At 65.4% G+C, this 19,407-nt stretch carries 15 protein-coding genes and 6 pseudogenes; 13 read left to right on the forward strand and 8 right to left on the reverse strand.

The features are described 5' to 3' along the window. A pseudogene (locus tag GT370_RS03280) lies at positions 1–1,016 on the reverse strand (Mrp/NBP35 family ATP-binding protein). Positions 1,017–1,080: 64 nt separating this feature from the next. Here GT370_RS03280 and GT370_RS03285 point away from each other — a divergent pair. Then, positions 1,081–2,535 (forward strand): trypsin-like peptidase domain-containing protein, encoded by a 1,455-nt coding sequence (locus tag GT370_RS03285; protein ID WP_008493235.1) that lies wholly within the window; start codon positions 1,081–1,083, stop codon positions 2,533–2,535. 67 nt (positions 2,536–2,602) lie between these two features. Here GT370_RS03285 and GT370_RS03290 read toward each other — a convergent pair whose 3' ends face one another. Beyond that, positions 2,603–2,893 carry a 4a-hydroxytetrahydrobiopterin dehydratase gene (locus GT370_RS03290; protein WP_008493233.1) on the reverse strand — a complete coding sequence of 97 codons (291 nt, stop codon included), beginning with the start codon at positions 2,891–2,893 and terminating at the stop codon, positions 2,603–2,605. Between the two features lie 177 nt (positions 2,894–3,070). Between GT370_RS03290 and GT370_RS03295 the strand changes: the two genes are divergently transcribed. Then, positions 3,071–3,451 carry a YidB family protein gene (locus GT370_RS03295; protein ID WP_008493232.1) on the forward strand — a complete coding sequence of 127 codons (381 nt, stop codon included), beginning with the start codon at positions 3,071–3,073 and terminating at the stop codon, positions 3,449–3,451. Between the two features lie 88 nt (positions 3,452–3,539). On the opposite strand, the gene GT370_RS03300 is transcribed toward GT370_RS03295, so the two are convergent. The 6 genes and pseudogenes from GT370_RS03300 to efp form a co-directional block, all read right to left on the reverse strand. After that, entirely contained in the window at positions 3,540–4,079 is a 540-nt protein-coding gene (locus GT370_RS03300) for a 5-formyltetrahydrofolate cyclo-ligase (RefSeq protein WP_270183892.1), read from the reverse strand. Between the two features lie 5 nt (positions 4,080–4,084). Beyond that, positions 4,085–5,191 carry a peptidoglycan -binding protein gene (locus GT370_RS03305; RefSeq protein ID WP_008493230.1) on the reverse strand — a complete coding sequence of 369 codons (1,107 nt, stop codon included), beginning with the start codon at positions 5,189–5,191 and terminating at the stop codon, positions 4,085–4,087. Further along, positions 5,188–6,352: pseudogene (locus GT370_RS03310) on the reverse strand (flagellar motor protein MotA). Before GT370_RS03310 ends, GT370_RS03305 begins: the two are co-directional and overlap by 4 nt. Then, positions 6,349–6,891, reverse strand: coding sequence for an OmpA family protein (locus GT370_RS03315; protein ID WP_270183893.1), 543 nt, complete (start codon positions 6,889–6,891; stop codon positions 6,349–6,351). Before GT370_RS03315 ends, GT370_RS03310 begins: the two are co-directional and overlap by 4 nt. Before the next feature lie 85 nt (positions 6,892–6,976). Next, entirely contained in the window at positions 6,977–7,804 is an 828-nt protein-coding gene (locus GT370_RS03320; protein ID WP_083878494.1) for an inositol monophosphatase family protein, read from the reverse strand. Between the two features lie 284 nt (positions 7,805–8,088). Continuing rightward, positions 8,089–8,654 (reverse strand): annotated as a pseudogene (gene efp, locus GT370_RS03325) (elongation factor P). A 231-nt stretch (positions 8,655–8,885) separates the two neighbouring features. Between efp and GT370_RS03330 the strand changes: the two are divergent. From GT370_RS03330 to nadC, 11 genes and pseudogenes are all read left to right on the forward strand, one after another. Next, the gene (locus tag GT370_RS03330; protein ID WP_270183894.1) at positions 8,886–10,043 is read left to right on the forward strand and encodes a hypothetical protein; all 1,158 of its coding nucleotides are present in this window, start codon (positions 8,886–8,888) and stop codon (positions 10,041–10,043) included. After that, positions 10,031–11,476 (forward strand): autotransporter outer membrane beta-barrel domain-containing protein, encoded by a 1,446-nt coding sequence (locus GT370_RS03335; RefSeq protein ID WP_270183895.1) that lies wholly within the window; start codon positions 10,031–10,033, stop codon positions 11,474–11,476. The genes GT370_RS03330 and GT370_RS03335 overlap by 13 nt, the downstream gene beginning before the upstream one ends. A gap of 319 nt (positions 11,477–11,795) precedes the next feature. Beyond that, positions 11,796–12,623 carry an urease accessory protein UreD gene (locus tag GT370_RS03340; RefSeq protein ID WP_008493224.1) on the forward strand — a complete coding sequence of 276 codons (828 nt, stop codon included), beginning with the start codon at positions 11,796–11,798 and terminating at the stop codon, positions 12,621–12,623. 11 nt (positions 12,624–12,634) lie between these two features. Further along, the gene (locus GT370_RS03345; RefSeq protein WP_008493223.1) at positions 12,635–12,937 is read left to right on the forward strand and encodes an urease subunit gamma; all 303 of its coding nucleotides are present in this window, start codon (positions 12,635–12,637) and stop codon (positions 12,935–12,937) included. After that, positions 12,934–13,242, forward strand: a complete 309-nt coding sequence (locus GT370_RS03350) for an urease subunit beta (RefSeq protein ID WP_008493222.1) — start codon at positions 12,934–12,936, stop codon at positions 13,240–13,242. Before GT370_RS03345 ends, GT370_RS03350 begins: the two co-directional genes overlap by 4 nt. Then, positions 13,242–14,946 (forward strand): annotated as a pseudogene (gene ureC, locus GT370_RS03355) (urease subunit alpha). The gene GT370_RS03350 and the pseudogene ureC overlap by 1 nt, the downstream one beginning before the upstream one ends. Before the next feature lie 2 nt (positions 14,947–14,948). Further along, complete coding sequence (locus GT370_RS20700) at positions 14,949–15,212, forward strand: hypothetical protein (RefSeq protein ID WP_333490012.1); 264 nt, start codon at positions 14,949–14,951, stop codon at positions 15,210–15,212. Between the two features lie 8 nt (positions 15,213–15,220). Beyond that, complete coding sequence (locus GT370_RS20705) at positions 15,221–15,976, forward strand: NUDIX hydrolase (protein WP_333490013.1); 756 nt, start codon at positions 15,221–15,223, stop codon at positions 15,974–15,976. 131 nt (positions 15,977–16,107) lie between these two features. Continuing rightward, the gene (nadA, locus tag GT370_RS03365; RefSeq protein WP_008493219.1) at positions 16,108–17,070 is read left to right on the forward strand and encodes a quinolinate synthase NadA; all 963 of its coding nucleotides are present in this window, start codon (positions 16,108–16,110) and stop codon (positions 17,068–17,070) included. 32 nt (positions 17,071–17,102) lie between these two features. Beyond that, positions 17,103–18,463 (forward strand): annotated as a pseudogene (locus tag GT370_RS03370) (L-aspartate oxidase). Beyond that, positions 18,463–19,315, forward strand: a pseudogene (nadC, locus tag GT370_RS03375) (carboxylating nicotinate-nucleotide diphosphorylase). The pseudogenes GT370_RS03370 and nadC overlap by 1 nt, the downstream one beginning before the upstream one ends. Positions 19,316–19,407 lie beyond the last annotated feature (92 nt).

Below are 19,407 nucleotides of genomic sequence, written 5' to 3' on the forward strand. Positions count from 1 at the left end.
TTACAGCCCCAGCGCCTTGCTCACGCTGGCCGCCAGCTGCCGGAACGCCACAGCCACCTTGCCGTTCTCATCATGCGCCACCACCGGCTTGCCCTCGTCCCCGGCCTCGCGCACCGCGATCTCCAGCGGAATCTCGCCCAGGAACGGCACGCCGATCCGCTCCGCCTCGCGCTCCGCCCCGCCATGGCCGAAAATCTCCGCCCGATGCCCGCAGGCGGGGCAGCAGAAGAAGGACATGTTCTCCACCACGCCCAGCACCTTGATGCCGACCTGCTCGAACATCTGCACGCCACGGCGCGCATCCAGCAGCGCAAGGTCCTGCGGGGTGGAGACGATCACCGCCCCGAGGGCTTGGCCTTCTGCGCCAAGGTCAGCTGCGCATCGCCGGTGCCGGGCGGCATGTCCACCACCAGAATATCCAAAGCCCCCCAATCGACCTGACCCAGCATCTGGTTCAGCGCCCCCATCACCATCGGGCCGCGCCAGATCATCGCCTTGTCCTCGGGCACCAGATAGCCGATGGACATCGACTTCACCCCCCAGGCGTCCAGCGTCTGGATGCGCCCGTCACGCACCTGCGGCTTGGTCGCCAGACCCAGCATTTTCGGCAAGGAGGGGCCGTAAATATCGGCATCTAGCAGCCCCACCTTCAGCCCGCGCTGGGCCAGTGACACCGCCAGATTGACCGCGACGGTGGATTTGCCCACCCCGCCTTTGCCCGAGGCCACGGCCACCACATGCTTCACCTCCGGCAGCAAAGGCGGCTCGGTGGCGGGCGCGGGGGGCGAAGACGGAGAGGGGGCCGCATGCGCGGTGAGCACCACGGTCGCGGATTTCACCCCTTGCAGCCCTTTCAGCCTCGCCTCGATCTCGCGGCGCAGCCCTTCCAGCCCCGCCGCTTCCTGGCGGGCGGCACGCAGGCTCACCTGCACCAGCCCGTCCTGAACATGCACACCGTCGATGCGGTTTTCGATTTTAAAGGGCGCGAGGGCCGCGCGAATCTCTGCTTCGGTCATGTCCTAGAGATAGTCGCTGTCGCCCCTCTTGCGAAGATCGTCCGCCGCCGCCACTCTTGGCCGCATGAAGTTTCTGGCGCGTCCGCTCCCTGCCTTGTTTCTGCTCGCCGGCATGGCCGCGCATGCCGCCCCGCCCAGCCTGGCGCCGAATGACGCCCAGGCGCTGCCGCCGCCGCTGGCGGATCTGGCGGCCAAGGTCGGCCCCGCCGTGGTCTCCATCGCCTCGATGGCGCCGGTCTCCGCCACCCCGCCCGCCGCGGGCGATAATGGCGACAATAACGGCGATGGCAGCGATGGCGGCGACGGCAATACCGGCTTCCACCCCGCCGCCGACACCAAGAACGCCGCCGATGGCGGGGTGGTGCCGCCGCCCAAAACCATCGAATCGCTGGGCTCCGGCTTCGTCTTCGACCCCGCCGGCTATATTCTCACCAATCATCACGTGGTGAATGGGGCCAGCAACGTCACCGTCACCTTCCCGGACGGCACGGTCTATCCCGCCATCATCGCCGGCGTGGATAAGGATGCTGATCTCGCGGTGCTGAAAATCAATGCCGGGCATCCGCTGCCCTATGTGCCGTTCGGCAATTCCGCGCAGATGCGGGTGGGAGATTGGGTGCTGGCCATCGGCAACCCGTTCGGCATGCCCAATTCCAACACCGCCGGCATCATCAGCGCCCTACACCGGCAGATCGGCGACACCAAATTCGATGATTTCATCCAGACCGATGCCGCCATCAACAAGGGCAATTCCGGCGGGCCGCTGTTCAATCTGCAGGGCCAGGTGATCGGGGTGAATTCCGCGATCTATTCGCCTTCCGGCACTTCGGATGGCATCGGCTTCTCCATCCCCTCGGCGATGGCCGAGCCGGTGGCCGAGGCGCTGGCCCATGACGGCAAAATGCAGCGCGGCTGGCTCGGCGTGGCGGTGGAGGAGCTGACCCCGCAGATCCAGACGGCCTTGAAGCTTTCTTCCACCAAGGGCGTGCTGGTCGGCGCGGTGGACCCGCATTCCCCCGCCGCCGGCAAGCTGCAGCCCGGCGACGTGATCACCGCCATCAGCGCCGCCGCGGTCGACGATCCCCAGGCCCTGACCATCCGCATCGCCGAATTTCAGACCGGGCAGAGCGTGACCGTGGATTATGTGCGCGACGGCAAGCCGGGCCAGGCCAGCCTGGTGATCCAGGCGCCGCCGCCCAAGCAGGATGAGAGCATCGCCCAGGCCGATGCGAAACCGGCCGCCCCGGTGGATCTGCCGCAATATGGGCTGGGGCTGGCCGGCCCGCCGGCGGCAACGGGCGTCTCCGTGCTCTCCGCCAAGGGGCCGGCGGAAAAAGCCGGGATCGTCGCGGGCGATGTCATCGAGCAGGTGAATGGCGTCGTCGTCGCCACGGCGGCGGGTTTACGCAAACAGGTGCAGGGTCTGGGCCAGATGCCGGCCATATTCATGGTCACCGGCGCGGATGGCAGCGGCGGCGATCCCGGCCCGCGCTGGGTGCCAGTGAAACCCGGTAAATAAGATTGCGAAAGTTTTTGAGGGGGTGTGGGGGAGTTTTTTCAAAAACTCCCCCACCTCTTTCAAGGCGTTACTGCGGCAACCAGACAAACTCACTGATCGCCTTCGCCAGCCCGATATCCTTCTCCGTCACCCCGCCCGCATCATGGCTGCTCAGGCTGATCGAAACCTTGTTATAGCTGTTCGACCAATCCGGGTGGTGATCCGCCTTCTCCGCCAGCAGCGCCACATGCGTCATGAACGAGAAGGCCTCGGCGAAGCTCTTGAACTTGAAGTCCTGGGTGATGGATTTGCCATCCTGCGCCAGCGCCCATTTCGCGGGCAGGGTCTTCAGCGCCTCCTGGCCGAGCAATGTGGACATTTCGGGCTCCTTTCCGGTTGTTGTCCCCTGACGCTGGGCGCGCGCCGCCCTGGCCGCAAGCGGAAAAACTTTTGCAATTCCTCACGAATATAACGGTTTGGTGAATCCATTGCGCATTCGGGATGCTTTTTTCCGGCGCCCAGGCTAGGCTGGGGCCCTGTTTAAAAGGAGCCCGCCATGTCGCTGTTCGGAAACCTCTCCGGCCTGTTCACCGAGTTTCAGTCCCTGCAGAGCAACCAGCTTGCCGGCCCGCTGATGAATGAACTGTCCCAGCACGGGATCGACGGCGTTGACGGTCTGGTCGATCGCTTCGCCCAGACCGGCTTTGGCGAACATGTCGGCTCCTGGATCGGCAATGGACAGAATTTGCCGCTGGACCAGGACAGCATCCAGCGCGTGCTCGGCCAGCCGGTGCTGCAGGGTCTGGCGGATAAATATGGCCTCGACACCAGCCAGGTCAGCGCCATGCTCGCCCAGCATTTGCCGGGCATTATCGACCATCTGACCCCGGGCGGGCAGACCCCGAACGGGCAGACGGCCGCGGACGTGCAGGGGTAAATGTCGAAGCCTTGGCGACGGCGTTGCCAGAACCCCGGGCGTTGGTGGGGAGTTTTTGGAAAAACTCCCCACACCCCCAAAAAACTTTTTAAAATTTTTTGATCCCGGTTTCGGTCGCCACGGCATGCAGCGGCAAATCCGTCGCCTCCACCGGCAGCGTCGCGACCTCCTGCATCGCATAGGCGCAGCCGAGCCGGAATGCCCCCGGCAATGCGGCCAAGGTCCGGTCATAATACCCACCGCCATAGCCCAGCCGGTGTCCCCGGGCATCAAACCCCAGCAGCGGGATCAGCAGAAAATCCGGCACAATCTCAACCGCATCCGGGTAAGTGGTGCGAAACCGCCCCGGCAGCATCTTCGTCCCCGGAATCCAGGCGCGAAACACCAAGGGCTGACCCAAAGGCAGCGTTTCCGGCAGCGCCAAGGCCTGGCCGCGCGCCGCCAGCGCGTGCAGCAGCGGCAGGATATCGATCTCGCCGCGCATCGGCATGAAGCCGCCGACCACCGCATCCGGCGGGATGATCCCGCTCGCCAGCACATGCGCGCAAAGCGCTGCCCCCAGCGCCGGGTCCTGCGCCGCGCGTAGCCCCAGAAGCTCCGCCCGCAGCGCCGCCTTGCGCGCCCCCATCTCCATCAGGGCGTGGTCAGCCGGAACTCGATCCGCCGGTTCTGCGCGTAATCCGCCGGCGTGTTGCCGGTGGCAATCGGGTTGTTGGCGCCCATGCCGGAGGTCACCAGCCGGTTCGCCGGCACCCCGTCGGCAATCAGCAGATCCAGAACCGCCAGTGCGCGCGCCGCCGAGAGGTCAAAATTCGACTTATACGGCCCGCCTTTGATCGGCTGCGCATCCGCATAGCCATCCACCGAGAGCACCCAGTTCACATTATCCGGGATCTTCGTGGCGATCTTCTTCACCGCATTCGCCACCTGCGCGATCTCCGCCTTGCCGGCCGGGGTGATTGTCGCCTCATCCACCGGAAACAGCACGTCGCTCTCAAACACGAAGCGGTCGCCGACCACCTTGATGTTCTTCTCGCCCTGCAGACTCTGGCTCAGCGTCTTGAAGAACACGCTCTGATATTGCTGCAACTCCTCCACCTTGCGGGCCAGTGCCTCATTCAGCTGCTTGCCGAGATCGGTGATCTGCACCTTATCCTTCGCATCCGCCGCCTGGGCCGCGTCCAGCGCCTGCTGCAACGCCGCCAGCTGCGTCCGCAAGGCCGCCATCTGCTGGTTCAGGAGCGCGATCTGCGCCGCATCCTGCTTGTTCAGTTTCTGCGCATCCGCGAGCTTGGAGGCGGTATCGCCGCCGCCTTGCAGGTTGGCCAGCCGCCCGCTCGCCGCCGCCAGCTGCGCCTGCGCGTCCGAAAGCTGCGCCTGCAACGCGCCCTCAGCGCTTTGCAGCCCGGAAATCGTGCTCTTATCCTGCGTCGCCTGCTGGCTCAGCGCCGCATTCGCACTCTGTGCGGCCGCCAGCTGCGCATTCAGCGCCGCCAGCTCCTGGGCGAGCGTGCTGTCCTTCGCCGTCTCCATCGACAGGCTCTGGGTCAGCTCGGCGATCTGCTCCTTCAGCCGGCTGATCGTATTGTCCGAGCCGTTCAGTGCGGAGGAGAGAAACGCCTCCGCCAGCACGAACACCAGCAACACGAAGATGGTGACCATGAGCAATGTGGAGAGCGCGTCCACATAGCCCGGCCAGGCCTCCAGCCCGTTATTGCCGCCGCCGCGCCGCCGGCTCATCCGCGCGGCTCGTCCAGCCGGTTGGTTCGCGGCTCATCCAGCCGGTTGGCCAGCGTCCGTGTCAGCAGCCGCAGATCGGCGCGCAACTCACCCAGGCTCTGCGCCCGGCCCTGGTCGGTCTCGGTGATGAAGCGGTTGAGCAGCAGCTCGATATTGCGCAGATGCGCGCGCAGCGGGTCGGTGGCGTTTTCGCGCTCCTCCGCCATCTTGGTCAGGATCGGGGTGAGGCTGAGTTGGTTGCGCGCCAGCTTCTCCATCAGCTGCTGCTGCACCCGCAGCGTCTCGTCCAGATCCCCCATGCGCTCGCCCAGAGCCCGCAGCGCCTGGTTGCCCTGCTCGCGGCTTTCCTCGCCACGCGCCAGCACACGCTGCAGCTGGTCCATATTCTCCGCCGTCTGCTCCAGCAGCGCCTGCACATAGCCCGGCACGCTGCCCTCGCCATCGCCGGAGAGGATGCCCGTGCCCAGCCTGGTCAGCGAGGCCAGCCATTCCTCCAGCTCATTGAAAAACCGGTTCTGCGCCTGGCCGGCGGTGAGGTCCAGAAACCCCAGGATCAGCGCGCCCGAAAGGCCGAACATCGAGGCCGAGAAGGCGGTGCCCATCCCGCCAGCGGCTTCGCCAGCCCGGTTTTCAGCTGCGCGAACATCGCGTTCACATCGCCGCCGGTGGTCAGGTTCATGCCATTGATCACCTCGGCCACGGAGGACACCGTATGCAGCAGCCCCAGAAGGTGCCGAGCAGACCCAGGAAGATCATCACCCCGGTGATGTAGCGCGACAATTCCCGGGATTCGTCGAGCCGGGTGGAAATCCCATCCAAAATCGTGCGCATGGACTGGCCGGAGAGGGTCAGCCGCCGCTCGCCATCCGCGCGCCCTTGCAGCATCCGCGCCATCGGCGCCAGCAGCGTCGGCGCCGGCGCCTCCACCAGCTTCTGCCGGTTGCGCCGGAACTCCTCCACCCAGGCCGCCTCCGGATAGAGCCGTTGCACCTGCCGGATATTCCAGAACACACCGAAGATCTCGACCAGCAGGATCACCGAATTGATCACCGGATTGGCCATGAAAAACCGCGCCAGCACCGGCGAGAGCGCTGCCGCCCCGCCATAGACGATGATGCAGAACAAAATCATCCGGATCAGATAATTGGTCGGTCTGGTCATGGCTTCGCCCCCGCGCCGATCTCGGCCTGATTGCTGTCCCCGCTCTTCGCCGGACCCGCCGCGCGCGGGATCACATTCGCCGCATTCACCCCGCAAGCGGTCAGCGCATCACGAATCGCAAAGGCCCGCGCCAGAGAAAGCCGCATCGCGCCGGAGGCATCGTTCGGGTCACGCGGCGCATGCGCGATCACCGGCACCGGCGTGCTGGCCGCACAGAAGGGCTTGAGCACTGCCTGCGCATTCGCCGGCAAGGCGGCGCTGCCGGGCGCGAAATCAAGGGTCGCCAAACTGGGAATCGACGGCTTCGGCGGGGCAGGGGGCGCTACAGGCTTCGCCACCACCGGCTGCGGCGCCGGCGGGGCCGGTTTGGGCGCCGGGGCCGGCTTGGCCACCGCCGGCACCGGCTTCACCGCCGCACGGTTTTCGGTATGCCGCTTATAGTTCTTATGCGGCCGCTCCATTGCCGGCTTGGCCGCCGGCACCGCCACTGGCGCGGGTTCGGGCAGCCCCTGCAATTGCCGCAGGGCCGCTGGATTCACCGTAACCTGCGCGTGCGCGTAGGCCGGAGCAACGAGGAGGAGGCCGCACAGCCAGACTGAAATCTTCACATCTGGCAAACTAGCCTTAACCCTTCCTGGCGGAAAGCCCGTCCTGCACCAGCTCCAGCAGCTTGCCGTGCAGATGCGGGTTCGCCGCCACCACCACGTCATCCACCAGATCCTTGCCCTCGCCATCGGTCGCATAACCGCCGGCCTCACGCACAATCAGCATGCCCGCCGCAATATCCCACGGCTTGATGCCCATTTCCCAATAGCCATCATACCGCCCGGCCGCGACCCAGGCGAGATCCAAAGCCGCCGAACCAAACCGGCGCACACCCGCCGTCGCCGGCATCAACGCCCCCAGCGTGCGCGCAAAGGCCAGGCGGTTCTTCGCCGACGTGGCGGCAAACGGAATCCCCGTCGCGAACAACGCCGTATGCAACTCCCGGCGCGCCGAAACCCGCAGACGCTTATCATTGAGATACGCGCCCACCCCCTTCTCGGCCCAGAACATCTCGCCATTCACCGGGCAATACACCACCGCCGCGGCGATCTCGCTGCCGCCATCCGGCAGCCGCTTTTCCAGCGCGATCGAAATCGCCCAATGCGGAATGCCATGCAGAAAGTTCGTGGTTCCATCCAGCGGATCAACCACCCAGCGCCAGGACCATTTCTCCGACCCCGAGGCCCCGCTCTCTTCCATCAGAAACGCATAGCCAGGGCGCGCCTTCTCCAGCTCCTCACGCAGCGTCTGCTCCGCCCGCATGTCCGCCTGGCTGACAAAATCCCCCGGCCCCTTCACCGAAACCTGGAGATTCTCAACCTCCATGAAATCACGCAACAAACGCTTCGCCGCCTTGTTCGCAGCGTTGTGCATCACCGTCATATGCGCCGAAAGACGTGGCATCATGGAAATACGCTCCTAGAGATGGGCAACCCAGGGGGCGCCGCCCCTGGACCCCCGCTGGGCCTGAGGCCCAGACCCCGCTACTTGGGTTCCGGGTGGGAGGGTAACTCGCCGCCCCGGACAAGGGCCATAAAACAGAAAAACCGGGCGGCGAGTTACCCCTCCCACCCGGAACCTAAACTAATGGGGGGCTGGGGCCGGCGGCCCAAAGGGCCGCCGGTTTCAGATCCGGCGCACCTCCGGTGCGACGGCCCCAGCGGGTCCAGGGGCGGAGCCCCTGGCCTTGCTTACCCCTTGGCGCGTTCCACGTAGCTACCGTCTTCGGTGCGCACGACGACGCGTTCGCCGGCTTCGATGAAGGGTGGGACGAGGGTTTTGACGCCGTTGGAGAGTTTCGCGGGCTTGTAGGAGGAGGAGGCGGTTTGGCCTTTGACGACCGGGTCGGCCTCGACGATTTCGAGGGTGACGTGGGGCGGCAGGGTGATGCCGACCGGGTCGCCTTCGACGAGGGCGACGGAGACGGCCATGTTATCCTGCAGGAAGGGGCGCTATCGCCGAGGATGGCGGTGGGGACCATGAATTGTTCGAAGGTTTCGGGGTCCATCAGCACGAGGTTGTCACCGTCGGTGTAGGAGTAGGTATAGTCCCGGTCTTCGGTGGTCAGCCGTTCGACGGTATCGGCGGTGCGCCAGCGTTCGTTGGTTTTATTGCCGGTCTTGAGATTGCGCATTTCCACCTGGATGAAGGCGCCGCCTTTGCCGGGGGTGATGATTTGCTGCTTCAGCACGGTCCAGCGCGCGCCATCGTGCTCGATGACCTGGCCGGCGCGGATGAGGTTAGCCTGCTGCTTCATAATACTGCCCTGCGGATTGAACTTTGAATGATCGTGAGGCCGGGGCTTACGCCGCCCCGGCGCGGGAGGCAAGGGTTTGTGGGCATTTCGGCCTGCGGGGCTGATTAAAGAAAAGCAAATCAACATTGCGGGCGATTAACTTTTCTTTCACGTTTTCTCTCTAAAAATGACTTATCCGTAATTAAACAGCCATGCCCGCAAAATGGGGGCTTGTTGAAAGACCCCTATCCCATGACCACCCTGAGGAGGCTCGCGCGCAAGGCGCCGCTGACCGTTTGCGCCCCGGTTTTGGCTCTGCCTGCCGCCATTTCGCTCGCCCAGCCGACGATGGCGCAGACCCAGCAACCAAGCGCCATCGACAACACCACCAATCTGCTTTCCAGCACCGCCATCGGCATTGCGCTGCCCGGCAATGGCGCCCTGATCAACAGCGCCATCATCGATGCGCCGGGCTATGCGGTACAGGGCAACGGCGCCGGGGTGAGTGTGATCAACAGCGGCGCCATTGGCGGCGGCATTGACGGTGTCAGCCTCAACCAGGGGGGCAGCGTGGCCAATAGCGGTTCCATCTTCGGCGGCCATATCGGCGTCTATACCGGTGGCGCGGCGGGCAGTGTCTCCAATAGCGGGCGGATTTCCGCCGGCACTGGCGATGCGGTCTCGCTCTTTGCCGGAGGCACCCTCACCAACCAGGCCAGCGGCCGCATTCTGGGCGCCAGCGCCGGGGTTTATGCCAATGGCAGCGGCTCCAGCATCAATAATGCCGGGCTGATCACCGGGCCCGCCTTCGGGGTCTATCTGATGGGCGACAGCGCTGTGACCAATAGCGGCAGCCTTGCCGGCGGCACGGTCGGGTTGATCGATATCGGCCATGGCGGCGAGATCACCAATACCGGGCTGATCCATGGCGGCCAGACCGGCGTGCAGCTCACCAACGGCGCCAGCCTCGACAATGCGGGCAACATCAATGGCGGCGTCGTCGGGGTGAAGCTCGGCGCGGCGGGCGGCCTGACCAATGCGGCGGCCGGACAGATCACCGGGGGCGTTGTCGGGGTTTCGGCGACGGCGGGCAGTGTCATCAATAATCAGGGCAGCATCACCGGCGGCATCGGCATTCTGGTCGGCGGCGCGGTCACCATCGACGAGACGGGTATGGTCACCGGCACCGGGGGCAGCGCCATCGCCTTGCATAACGGCGCCTCCAGCCTGACGCTCGGCACCGGGGCCCAGATCAACGGCGCCATTGATGGCACCGGCACCGCCAGTGCCATCACCCTCGCCGGGCATGGCGATCTTTCCAGCCCGATCGTGAATTTCGGGGCCGGCAGCCTGACGGTGGCCCGAACGCGGCCTGGACCGTCACCGGCAACTGGGCGGTGGGGCAGGTGACGAATAACGGCACGCTGACCGCCGGGCTGGTCGGCACGCCTCTGACCATCCAGGGCAATTTTACCCAAGGGGCGACCGGCACGCTGCGGGTTGTCGTCACCCCAACCGGGATGAATCAGCTCATCGTCACCGGCCATGCCCAGCTTGGCGGCACGCTGGCCTATGTGCTCTCGCCCGGCACCTACGCGCCGGGGACCTACGCCTTCCTGAACGCCGCCGGTGGGGTGAGCGGGGATTTCACCAGCATCGTCAGCACCGATTCGGCCCAGCATGCCCGCACCCTGACGAGCAGCCCGGCGGCCAGCCCGCTCCTGGTCAGCACGGCGCAGAGCCTGGCCCCCAGTGCGCTCGCCAGCGCCGCCACGGTGACGACTACCTCCACCACCACCCAGACCGTGCCGCTGCTCAGCCTGGCGCAGAGCGTTGTGGTCGCCCCCCAGGATGCCAGCCTCTTCGCCAATGCGGCGCAGGATGAGGCGCTATCCGGCGACGCGCTGACCCAGACCCTGCTGGCCCCGCCCGCGTCCGGCACCGGCCAGTCCTGCTCCATCCAGGTGCCGCAAGCCTCCGGTGAGGCGGGCAATCTCGCCACCGCGTTGGCAGCCGGGATGTGCCGGCTGGGTGGTTGGGTGCAGGCCAGCGCCACGGATCTTTCCACCAGCGCCTATTCCGCCCAGGGTGGCGGGGTTCTGGCTGGGCTGGACCGGAAACTGGCCAATGGCAGGATCGGTTTCGCGATGGGCTATGACCAGCAGGATCTGCTGGACAAGCAATCCGGCAAGGCCTCGATGCAGGCCGTGCGGCTGGGGCTTTATGGCGGCTTCAGCTTCGGCCGGGTCGAGATCAACGGCGCGCTCTCCGGCGGGCTGCTGACGGATCGCTCCACCCGGCCGACCGGCGCGGGCTATGCCATCGGCAAAGGCACCGGCGGGCTGATCTCGGGCGGCTTGCAGGCGGCGCTGCCCATCGAACTGAATGGGCTGGTCCTGCGACCCGCCATCGGGCTGCGCATCACCCATATCAGCCTCGGCGCCCTCTCTGAAACGGCCGCCACCCAGGGATTCGCGGTGCAGACCAAGAGCGCCTCCGGCACTTATGTCGCGCCCTATCTGCGGATGAGCGTGGCGAAACGCTTCCTGACCGCCAGCGGGGTGGAGATTGTGCCGCGGGCACTGCTGGGGGTGACGGTGAATGCCACCAATCCTGGCGCCTCGACCAGCCTTGTCGCCGCTGATGGCAGCCTGACCTCCACCAGCGCCACGCATCTCTCCCCGGTCAGTGCCCAGCTTGGCGCCGGGCTCACCATCGGGCGCGGGCCTGGCAGCTCAGCCTACGCTACGAGGCCGCGCTGGCCGCCAGTGATCACACCCAATCCGTGCAGGCGGAGCTCGCCTTGCGCTTCTGAGACCCGCTCCCACAGCCGATACGGATAAAAGCTGTTGGGGCGGTGGCGCCCGAGCTCGCAACATCGCCTGGGGGTGTTGGCGCGGCGCCGCAAAGGGGAGGCTTTTAGCCTCCCTTTGTATTTATGGGCAGGACTTAGCCTGAAGTTTGCAAAAGTTTTTTTGGGGGGGCTTTTTACAAAAAGCCTCCCACAAACGTTTGGGTGTTGGCAACGGCGTTGCCAACACCCCAAAATTTTTCGCCGCTTTTTTGAAAAAAAGCGGCACCAAAAAACGTTTATAATTTCTCCCACCGCCGCTAAGTCATTTGCCCCTTGTCCCGGGCTAAGGCCTTGGTCATGCTGGGCCAATGACCCACATCTCCGCCCGCGACGCGCTGCGCGCCGCCCCGCACCAACGCGCGTCGGGCCGGCTCGATCTGGCGCTGACGGCGCAGAACGGGCGCACCCGGCTGCGCAGCTTCTACCAGCAAGGCTGCCTGAAAGCCCGGCTGCTGCAGAGCGGGCCGATCCCCGAGCTGGTGGCGATCAATATTTCCGGGGGCATCGCCAGCGGCGACGCGGTGGAAACGCATCTGGATCTCGGTGCGGGTGCGTGCTGCATCTTCGCCTCGCAGGCGGCGGAGCGCATATATCGGGCGCTGGGCGAGGCCCCGGCGCGTATCAGCACCCGACTGACCCTCGCCCCTGACGCCCGGCTGTTCTACCTGCCGCAGGAAACCATCCTGTTCGACGGGTTTTCCCTGGACAGACATCTGGACATCGACATCGCCCCCGGCGCCACGCTGGTCGGGGTGGAGAGCCTGCTCTTCGGGCGGCTGGCGATGGGCGAGGCGTTGCGTTCCGGCTGCCTGAAAGATCGCATCGCCATCACCCGCGCCGGCAAGACTCTCTGGCGCGATGTGGCGCGGCTGGAGGGGGATTTGTTCGCCCAGCTCGACCAGCCGGGGCTGGCCGGCGGGGCGCGGGCGATGGCCAGCCTGTTCGCCATCGGGCCGGACCTTGCGGCGAAACTGCCCGGCTTGCGCGCGGCACTGCCCGGCGCGGGGGTGAGCCTGCATGATGATCTGCTGCTGGCCCGCATCCTGGCGCCGGATGCGATCACGCTGCGTCGCCGCGTGGTTGCGGCGCTGGCGATATTAAGCGAATTTGGGCTGCCGCGCGTCTGGCAAAGCTGAGGGGCAAGATTGTGATTCTGACACCGCGAGAAAAAGACAAATTGCTGGTGGCGATGGCCGCCATCGTCGCGCGCAAGCGCCTCGAGCGCGGGGTGAAGCTGAATTATCCCGAGGCGGTGGCGCTGATCACGGATTTCGTGGTCGAGGGCGCGCGCGATGGCCGGCGGGTGGCGGATCTGATGGAGGCGGGGGCGCATGTGGTCTCCCGCGACCAGGTGATGGAAGGGGTGGCGGAGATGATCCATGACGTGCAGGTGGAGGCCACCTTCCCGGACGGCACCAAGCTCGTCACCGTGCACGAGCCGATCCGATGATCCCGGGCGAGATTTTTACGCCCGAAGGCGAGATCGAGCTGAATGAGGGGCTGGAAAAGACCGTCATTCTCGTGGCCAATAAGGGCGACCGGCCGATCCAGGTGGGATCGCATTATCATTTCGCCGAGACCAATGCCGGGCTGGTGTTTGAGCGCGCGGCGGCACAGGGCAAGCGGCTTGATATCGCGGCTGGCACGGCCATCCGTTTCGAGCCCGGCCAGAGCCGGGAAGTGACTTTGGTGCCCTTCCGTGGCGCGCGCAAAATCTACGGCTTTCGTGGCCTGACCATGGGGAGCGCTGAGTAATGGCGAAAATCACGCGCGCCGCTTATGCGGATATGTTCGGCCCCACCGTGGGCGACCGGGTGCGGCTGGCCGATACGGAGCTGTTCGCCGAGGTGGAGAAGGATTTCACCCTCTATGGCGAGGAGGTGAAATTCGGCGGCGGCAAGGTGATCCGCGATGGCATGGGCCAGTCCCAGATCACCAACGCGCAAGGGGCGGTGGATACCGTCATCACCAATGCGCTGATCATCGACCATTGGGGCATCGTGAAGGCGGATGTCGCCATCGTCGGCGGGCGCATCGGCAAGATCGGCAAGGCCGGCAATCCGGATGTGCAGCCGGGGTGGATATCATTATCGGGCCGGGGACTGAGGTGATCGCGGGGAGGGCAAGATCCTCACTGCCGGCGGCATCGATGCGCATATTCATTTCATCTGCCCGCAGCAGATCGAGGAAGCGCTGAGCAGCGGGGTGACGACCATGGTCGGCGGCGGCACAGGCCCCGCCACTGGCACCGCCGCCACCACCTGCACGCCGGGGCCGTTTCATCTGGCCCGCATGCTGCAGGCGGCGGAGGCGTTTCCGATGAACATCGCCTTCACCGGCAAGGGCAATGCCAGCCGGCCGGAGGCGCTGGAGGAGATGATCCGCGCCGGGGCGTCATCGCTGAAACTGCATGAGGATTGGGGCACCACCCCGGCCGCCATCGATAACTGCCTCAGTGTGGCCGACCGGTTCGACGTGCAGGTGATGCTGCATTCGGACACGCTGAATGAAAGCGGCTTTGTCGAGGACACCATCGCCGCCTTCAAGGGCCGCACCATCCATGCTTTCCATACCGAGGGGGCCGGCGGTGGCCATGCGCCGGATATCATCCGCGTGGCGGCCCTGCCCAACGTGCTGCCCAGCTCCACCAACCCGACCCGGCCCTACACGGTGAACACGCTGGATGAGCATCTGGACATGCTGATGGTCTGCCATCATCTGGATGGCTCGATCCCCGAGGATATCGCCTTCGCTGAAAGCCGCATCCGCAAGGAGACCATCGCGGCGGAAGATATTCTGCATGATCTCGGCGTGCTCTCGATGTTCTCCTCCGACAGCCAGGCGATGGGCCGTGTCGGCGAGGTGATCATCCGCACCTGGCAGACCGCGCATAAAATGAAAATCCAGCGCGGGTCTCTGGCCGGGGACGGGGCGGCCGATAATGCCCGGATCAAGCGCTATATCGCCAAATATACGATCAACCCGGCCATCGCGCAGGGGCTCTCCCGGCATGTCGGCTCTATCGAGACCGGCAAGCTGGCGGATCTGGTGCTGTGGAGCCCGGCCTTTTTCGGCATCAAGCCGGATATGGTGCTGAAGGGCGGCTCGATTGCGATGGCGCAGATGGGCGACCCGAACGCCTCCATCCCCACCCCGCAGCCGGTGCATTACCGGCCGATGTTCGGCGCCTATGGCCGGGCGGGGATTGAATCCTCGCTGCTCTTCGTCTCGCAGGCGGCTCTGGCCGATGACATTGGCGGGCGGCTGAAGCTTTCCCGCCCGCTGGCGCCGGTTGAGAATGTGCGTGGCGGCATCGGCAAGGCGTCGATGATCCATAACGATGCCACCCCGCATCTGGAGGTCGATCCCGAGACCTATGAGGTGCGGGCGGATGGCGAGCTGCTGGTCTGCGAGCCCGCCGAAGTGCTGCCGATGGCGCAACGCTATTTTCTGTTCTGACCATGCCAGGTAGCGCGGTTCAGGCGGATCTGATCGCGGTGCTGGTCGCCGTGACCGGCGGGGAGCCGCGTGTGCTGACCATCGAGGATGGGTTCGCGCTGCCCTCCGGCCCGCTGCAGACCGGCCATCGCAGCCTGCAGGCCGGCTTGCGCGCCTGGGTCGAGGCGCAGACCCATCATCCGCTCGGCTATGTGGAGCAGCTTTATACCTTCGCGGACCAGCGCGGGGTGATGATCGTAGCGTTTCGATTTCGTATCTGGGGCTGACCCGCGAAGTGGGGGCGTCTTATCCCGGCGCGCAATGGCGGGGATGGTATGAGTATTTCCCCTGGGAGGATGCCCGCAAGGGGCCGCCGGCTTTGGCGCCTTTGCGAGCGGCGCTGGAGGGCTGGGCGGGGGAAGAGCCGACGCGCCGGGCCAGGCTGGCCTGGCTGTTTCCCGCAGGCGAGGGCTGGAACGAGGAGCTGGTTTTGCAGCGCTACGAATTGCTGTGGGAGGCCGGGCTGCTGCCCGAGGCGATGCGCAAGACCCAGGCGCATGTTCTCCCCGGCACCGGGCTGGAGATGACGCATGACCATCGCCGGATTCTGGCCACGGCGATTGCCAGGCTGCGCGCCAAGATCAAATACCGGCCGGTGGTGTTCGAGCTGTTGCCGAAGGAGTTCACGCTGCTGGATTTGCAGCAGAGCATGGAGGCGCTGGCCGGGCAGAGCCTGCATAAGCCGAATTTCCGCCGGCTGATCGAGACGCAGAATCTGGTGGAGGAAACTGGTGAGCTGGCCTCGGGACTGGCGGGGCGGCCGGCGAAGCTGTTCCGCTTCCGGGCGGAGGTGCTGGCGGAGCGGGGGTTGTCGGGACGAAGCTGCCGCTGGTGCGTTAAAAGCCTGAAAATGTGCAAAAGTTTTTTGGTGCCGCTTTTTTTCAAAAAAGCGGCGAAGAGGCTTGGTTTGGGCAACGCCGTCGTCACCGCCCCAGGCGTTTTTCGCAGCTTTTTGAAAAAAAGCTGCACCAAAAACTTTTGCGAATATTAATCCCACCACACATGGCTGCCCTGCGGGATCTGCCGCCGGGCCTGTAAGAAAATTGACTTGAAGCTTATTCTCACTCTGAGTATAAGCGGCTCAATGATTATACTCATATTGAGTATAAATGGAGAGCCGCCATGCCGCTGGACCAGCTTTATAACCGTGTCTCCCGCGTGATCCCGCCCTTCGAATGGGCCGCGATGGAGGAGGATGCAAAGGCCATTCTGGAGCTGAAAAAAGCCCGCAACGCCGTCATCCTGGCGCATAACTACCAGACGCCGGAGATTTTCCACGGCGTGGCGGATATTGTCGGCGACAGCCTGGCGCTGGCGCGCGAGGCGCAGACTGTGGATGCGGATGTGATTGTGCTGGCCGGCGTGCATTTCATGGCCGAGACCGCCAAGCTGATGAACCCGAACAAGATCGTGCTGATCCCCGACAGCGAGGCCGGCTGTTCGCTGGCCGACAGCATTACCGCTGCCGATGTGGCGCTGATGCGCGCCCGCTATCCTGGCCGCCCGGTGGTGACCTATGTGAACTCCACCGCCGAGGTGAAGGCCGCCTCCGATATCTGCTGCACCTCGGGTAATGCCAAGAAGGTGGTGGAATCGCTGGGCGTGCCGGAAGTGATCATGCTCCCGGATGAGTTTCTGGCGCAGAACGTCGCCAAGGAAACCGGGGTGAAGATCATCGCCTGGAAGGGCCATTGCGAGGTGCATGAGCGCTTCACCCCGGAGGATATCCATGCGCTGCGGGCCCAGCATCCCGGCGTGGTGGTGCTGGCGCATCCGGAATGCCCGCCTGAAGTGGTGGATGTGGCGGATTTCTCCGGCTCGACCGCGGTGATGGCGGATTTCGTTCGCGAGAAGAAACCCGCCCGGGTGGCGCTGATCACCGAATGCTCGATGAGCGATAATATCGCCCAGGGTGCGCCGGAGACGGAGTTTGTCCGCCCCTGCAATCTCTGCCCGCATATGAAGAAGATCACGTTGCGCAATATCCGCACGGCGCTGGAGGAGATGCGGACCGAAGTGACCATCCCGGCCGAGCATTTCGAGGCGGCGCGGCGTTCGGTCGAGCGGATGCTGGCGGTCAAATGATCACCATCATCGGCGGCGGCGTGGCGGGGCTGATGGCGGCGCTGGCAGCCGCCCCGGCGCCGGTGACGCTGATCAATCCGCGCCCCCTGGGTGAGGGGGCGGCGAGCTGGCTCTCCCAGGGCGGCATGGCGGCTGCGGTGGGGGCGGATGACGATGTCGCGCTCCATATCCAGGATACGCTGGCTGCCGGGGCGGGCTTGTGCGACCGCGCGGCGGTGGAGAGGATTGTCGGCGCCGGGCCGGCTCTGGTGGAAACGCTGCTGGGCTATGGCGTGGCGTTTGACCGCAGGCCGGATGGAGCACTCTCGCTGGGGCTGGAGGCGGCGCATTCCCGCCATCGCATCCTGCATGGCGGCGGCGACCAGACCGGGGCGACGATCATGCGCGCGCTGATCGAAAAAATGGCGCAGACGCCCTCGATCACGCTGCTCCAGGCGGTGGCGACGCGGATTTTCGTCGGCGAGGCCGGGGTCGAGGGTGTGCAGCTGCGCCAGGGTACGCGCCTGTTCAATCTGGCGACGGACCGGGTGTTGTTGGCGACGGGGGGATTGGCGGGCTGTTTCGCTATTCCACCAACCCGGTGGGCGCCATCGGCCAGGGGTTGATGCTGGCGAAGGCGGCCGGGGCGGGGCTGAAACATCTGGAATTCGTGCAGTTCCACCCGACGGCGTTGGCGAGCGAGAGCTTTCCCTGCCCGCTGGTCTCGGAAGCCGTGCGCGGCGAAGGGGCGCGGTTTATCGACGAAACCGGGGCCTATTTCATGAATGGGCGGGATCTGGCACCGCGTGACGTGGTGGCGCGGGGCGTGTTCGGGCATCTGGCGGCAGGGCATAAAGTGTTTCTGGATGCGCGGCCCTTGGCGGATTTCGCGAACCATTTCCCGACCATCCAGGCAGCCTGCTTGGCGGCGGGGATTGATCCGGCGCGTGACCCTATCCCGGTGCGCCCGGCGGCGCATTATCATATGGGCGGTGTCGCGGTGGATGCGGATGGCCGCAGCGATGTGGATGGGCTGTTCGCCGCCGGTGAGGTGGCCTGCACCGGATTGCATGGCGCCAACCGGCTGGCCAGTAACTCGCTGCTGGAGGCGGCGATCTGCGGGGCGCAGGCGGGCCGGGTGATGGCCGGGATGACAGCGCGCCCATTGCGGTCGCTGCCGGACATGGCGGCCCCGCCGGCACCTGACGCTGAAGCTGTGCGCGAAATCATGTCCGCCGATTGCGGGGTAATGCGCTCGGAAGCCGGGCTGGCGCGGGCCGAGGCGGCGCTGGCGGCAATGGCCGGTAATCCCGCCGCCGAGCTGTCGCTGGCCATCGTGCAGGCGGCGCGGGCGCGTAAACATTCCGTCGGGGCGCATGCGCGCATCGACCAACCTTTGTCTCAGGCGGCTTGATGATGAGTGTGACGAAACTTCCCGATATCATGATCGAACCCGCTGTGCGGGCGGCGCTGCTGGAGGATCTGGGCCGGGCCGGGGATGTGACCTCGGAGGGCGTGATCCCGCCGGATGCGCAAGCCGCTCTGGTGTTGAATGCGCGCGAGGAGGGGGTGCTGGCGGGCTGGATTTCGCCCGCATTGCCTTTCATCTGATCGATCCCGAGATCAGCTTTCAGCCCGTGCTGCAGGATGGCGCGGCGCTGGCGCCGGGGGTGGAGATTGCGCGGATTTCCGGCAATGCCCGGGCGCTGCTGAGCGGGGAGCGGGTGGCGCTGAATTTCCTCGGGCATCTCTCGGGCATTGCCAGTGCGACCAACGGCATAGCGCGGGCCATCGCCCATACCAAGGCCAGGATTTCCTGCACCCGCAAGACCACGCCGGGGCTGCGCTTTGCCGAGAAATATGCGGTGCGGGCCGGGGCGGGGCGAATCATCGCTTCGGGCTGGATGATGCGATTTTGATCAAGGACAACCATATCGCCATTGCCGGCGGGGTGGAGCCAGCGATGCAGGCGGCCAAGGCCTATGCCGGGCATCTGGTGAAGATCGAGATCGAGGTGGATAATCTGGTACAGCTGGAAGAGGCGCTGCGGTTCGGGCCGGATGCGATTTTGCTGGATAATATGGGGCCGGATGTGTTGCGCGAGGCGGTGGCGATGATCGCCGGGCGGGCGGTGGCGGAGGCGTCCGGGCGGATCAATGCCCAGACCGCCCCGGCGATTGCCGAGGCCGGGGTGGATCTGATCTCCGCTGGCTGGCTGACGCATAGCGCCAGGGTGCTGGATATCGGGCTGGATTTCGCCGTCTAATTCAAAGCCTTAAACTTGCAAAAGTTTTTTGGGGCCGCCCCTTTTTTACAAAAAAGGGGCGGATGCCCAGGACCATCGTCCTGAGGCTAGAT

Source organism: Acidocella sp. MX-AZ03 (assembly GCF_027626035.1).
GTDB classification, from domain to species: domain Bacteria; phylum Pseudomonadota; class Alphaproteobacteria; order Acetobacterales; family Acetobacteraceae; genus Acidocella; species Acidocella facilis.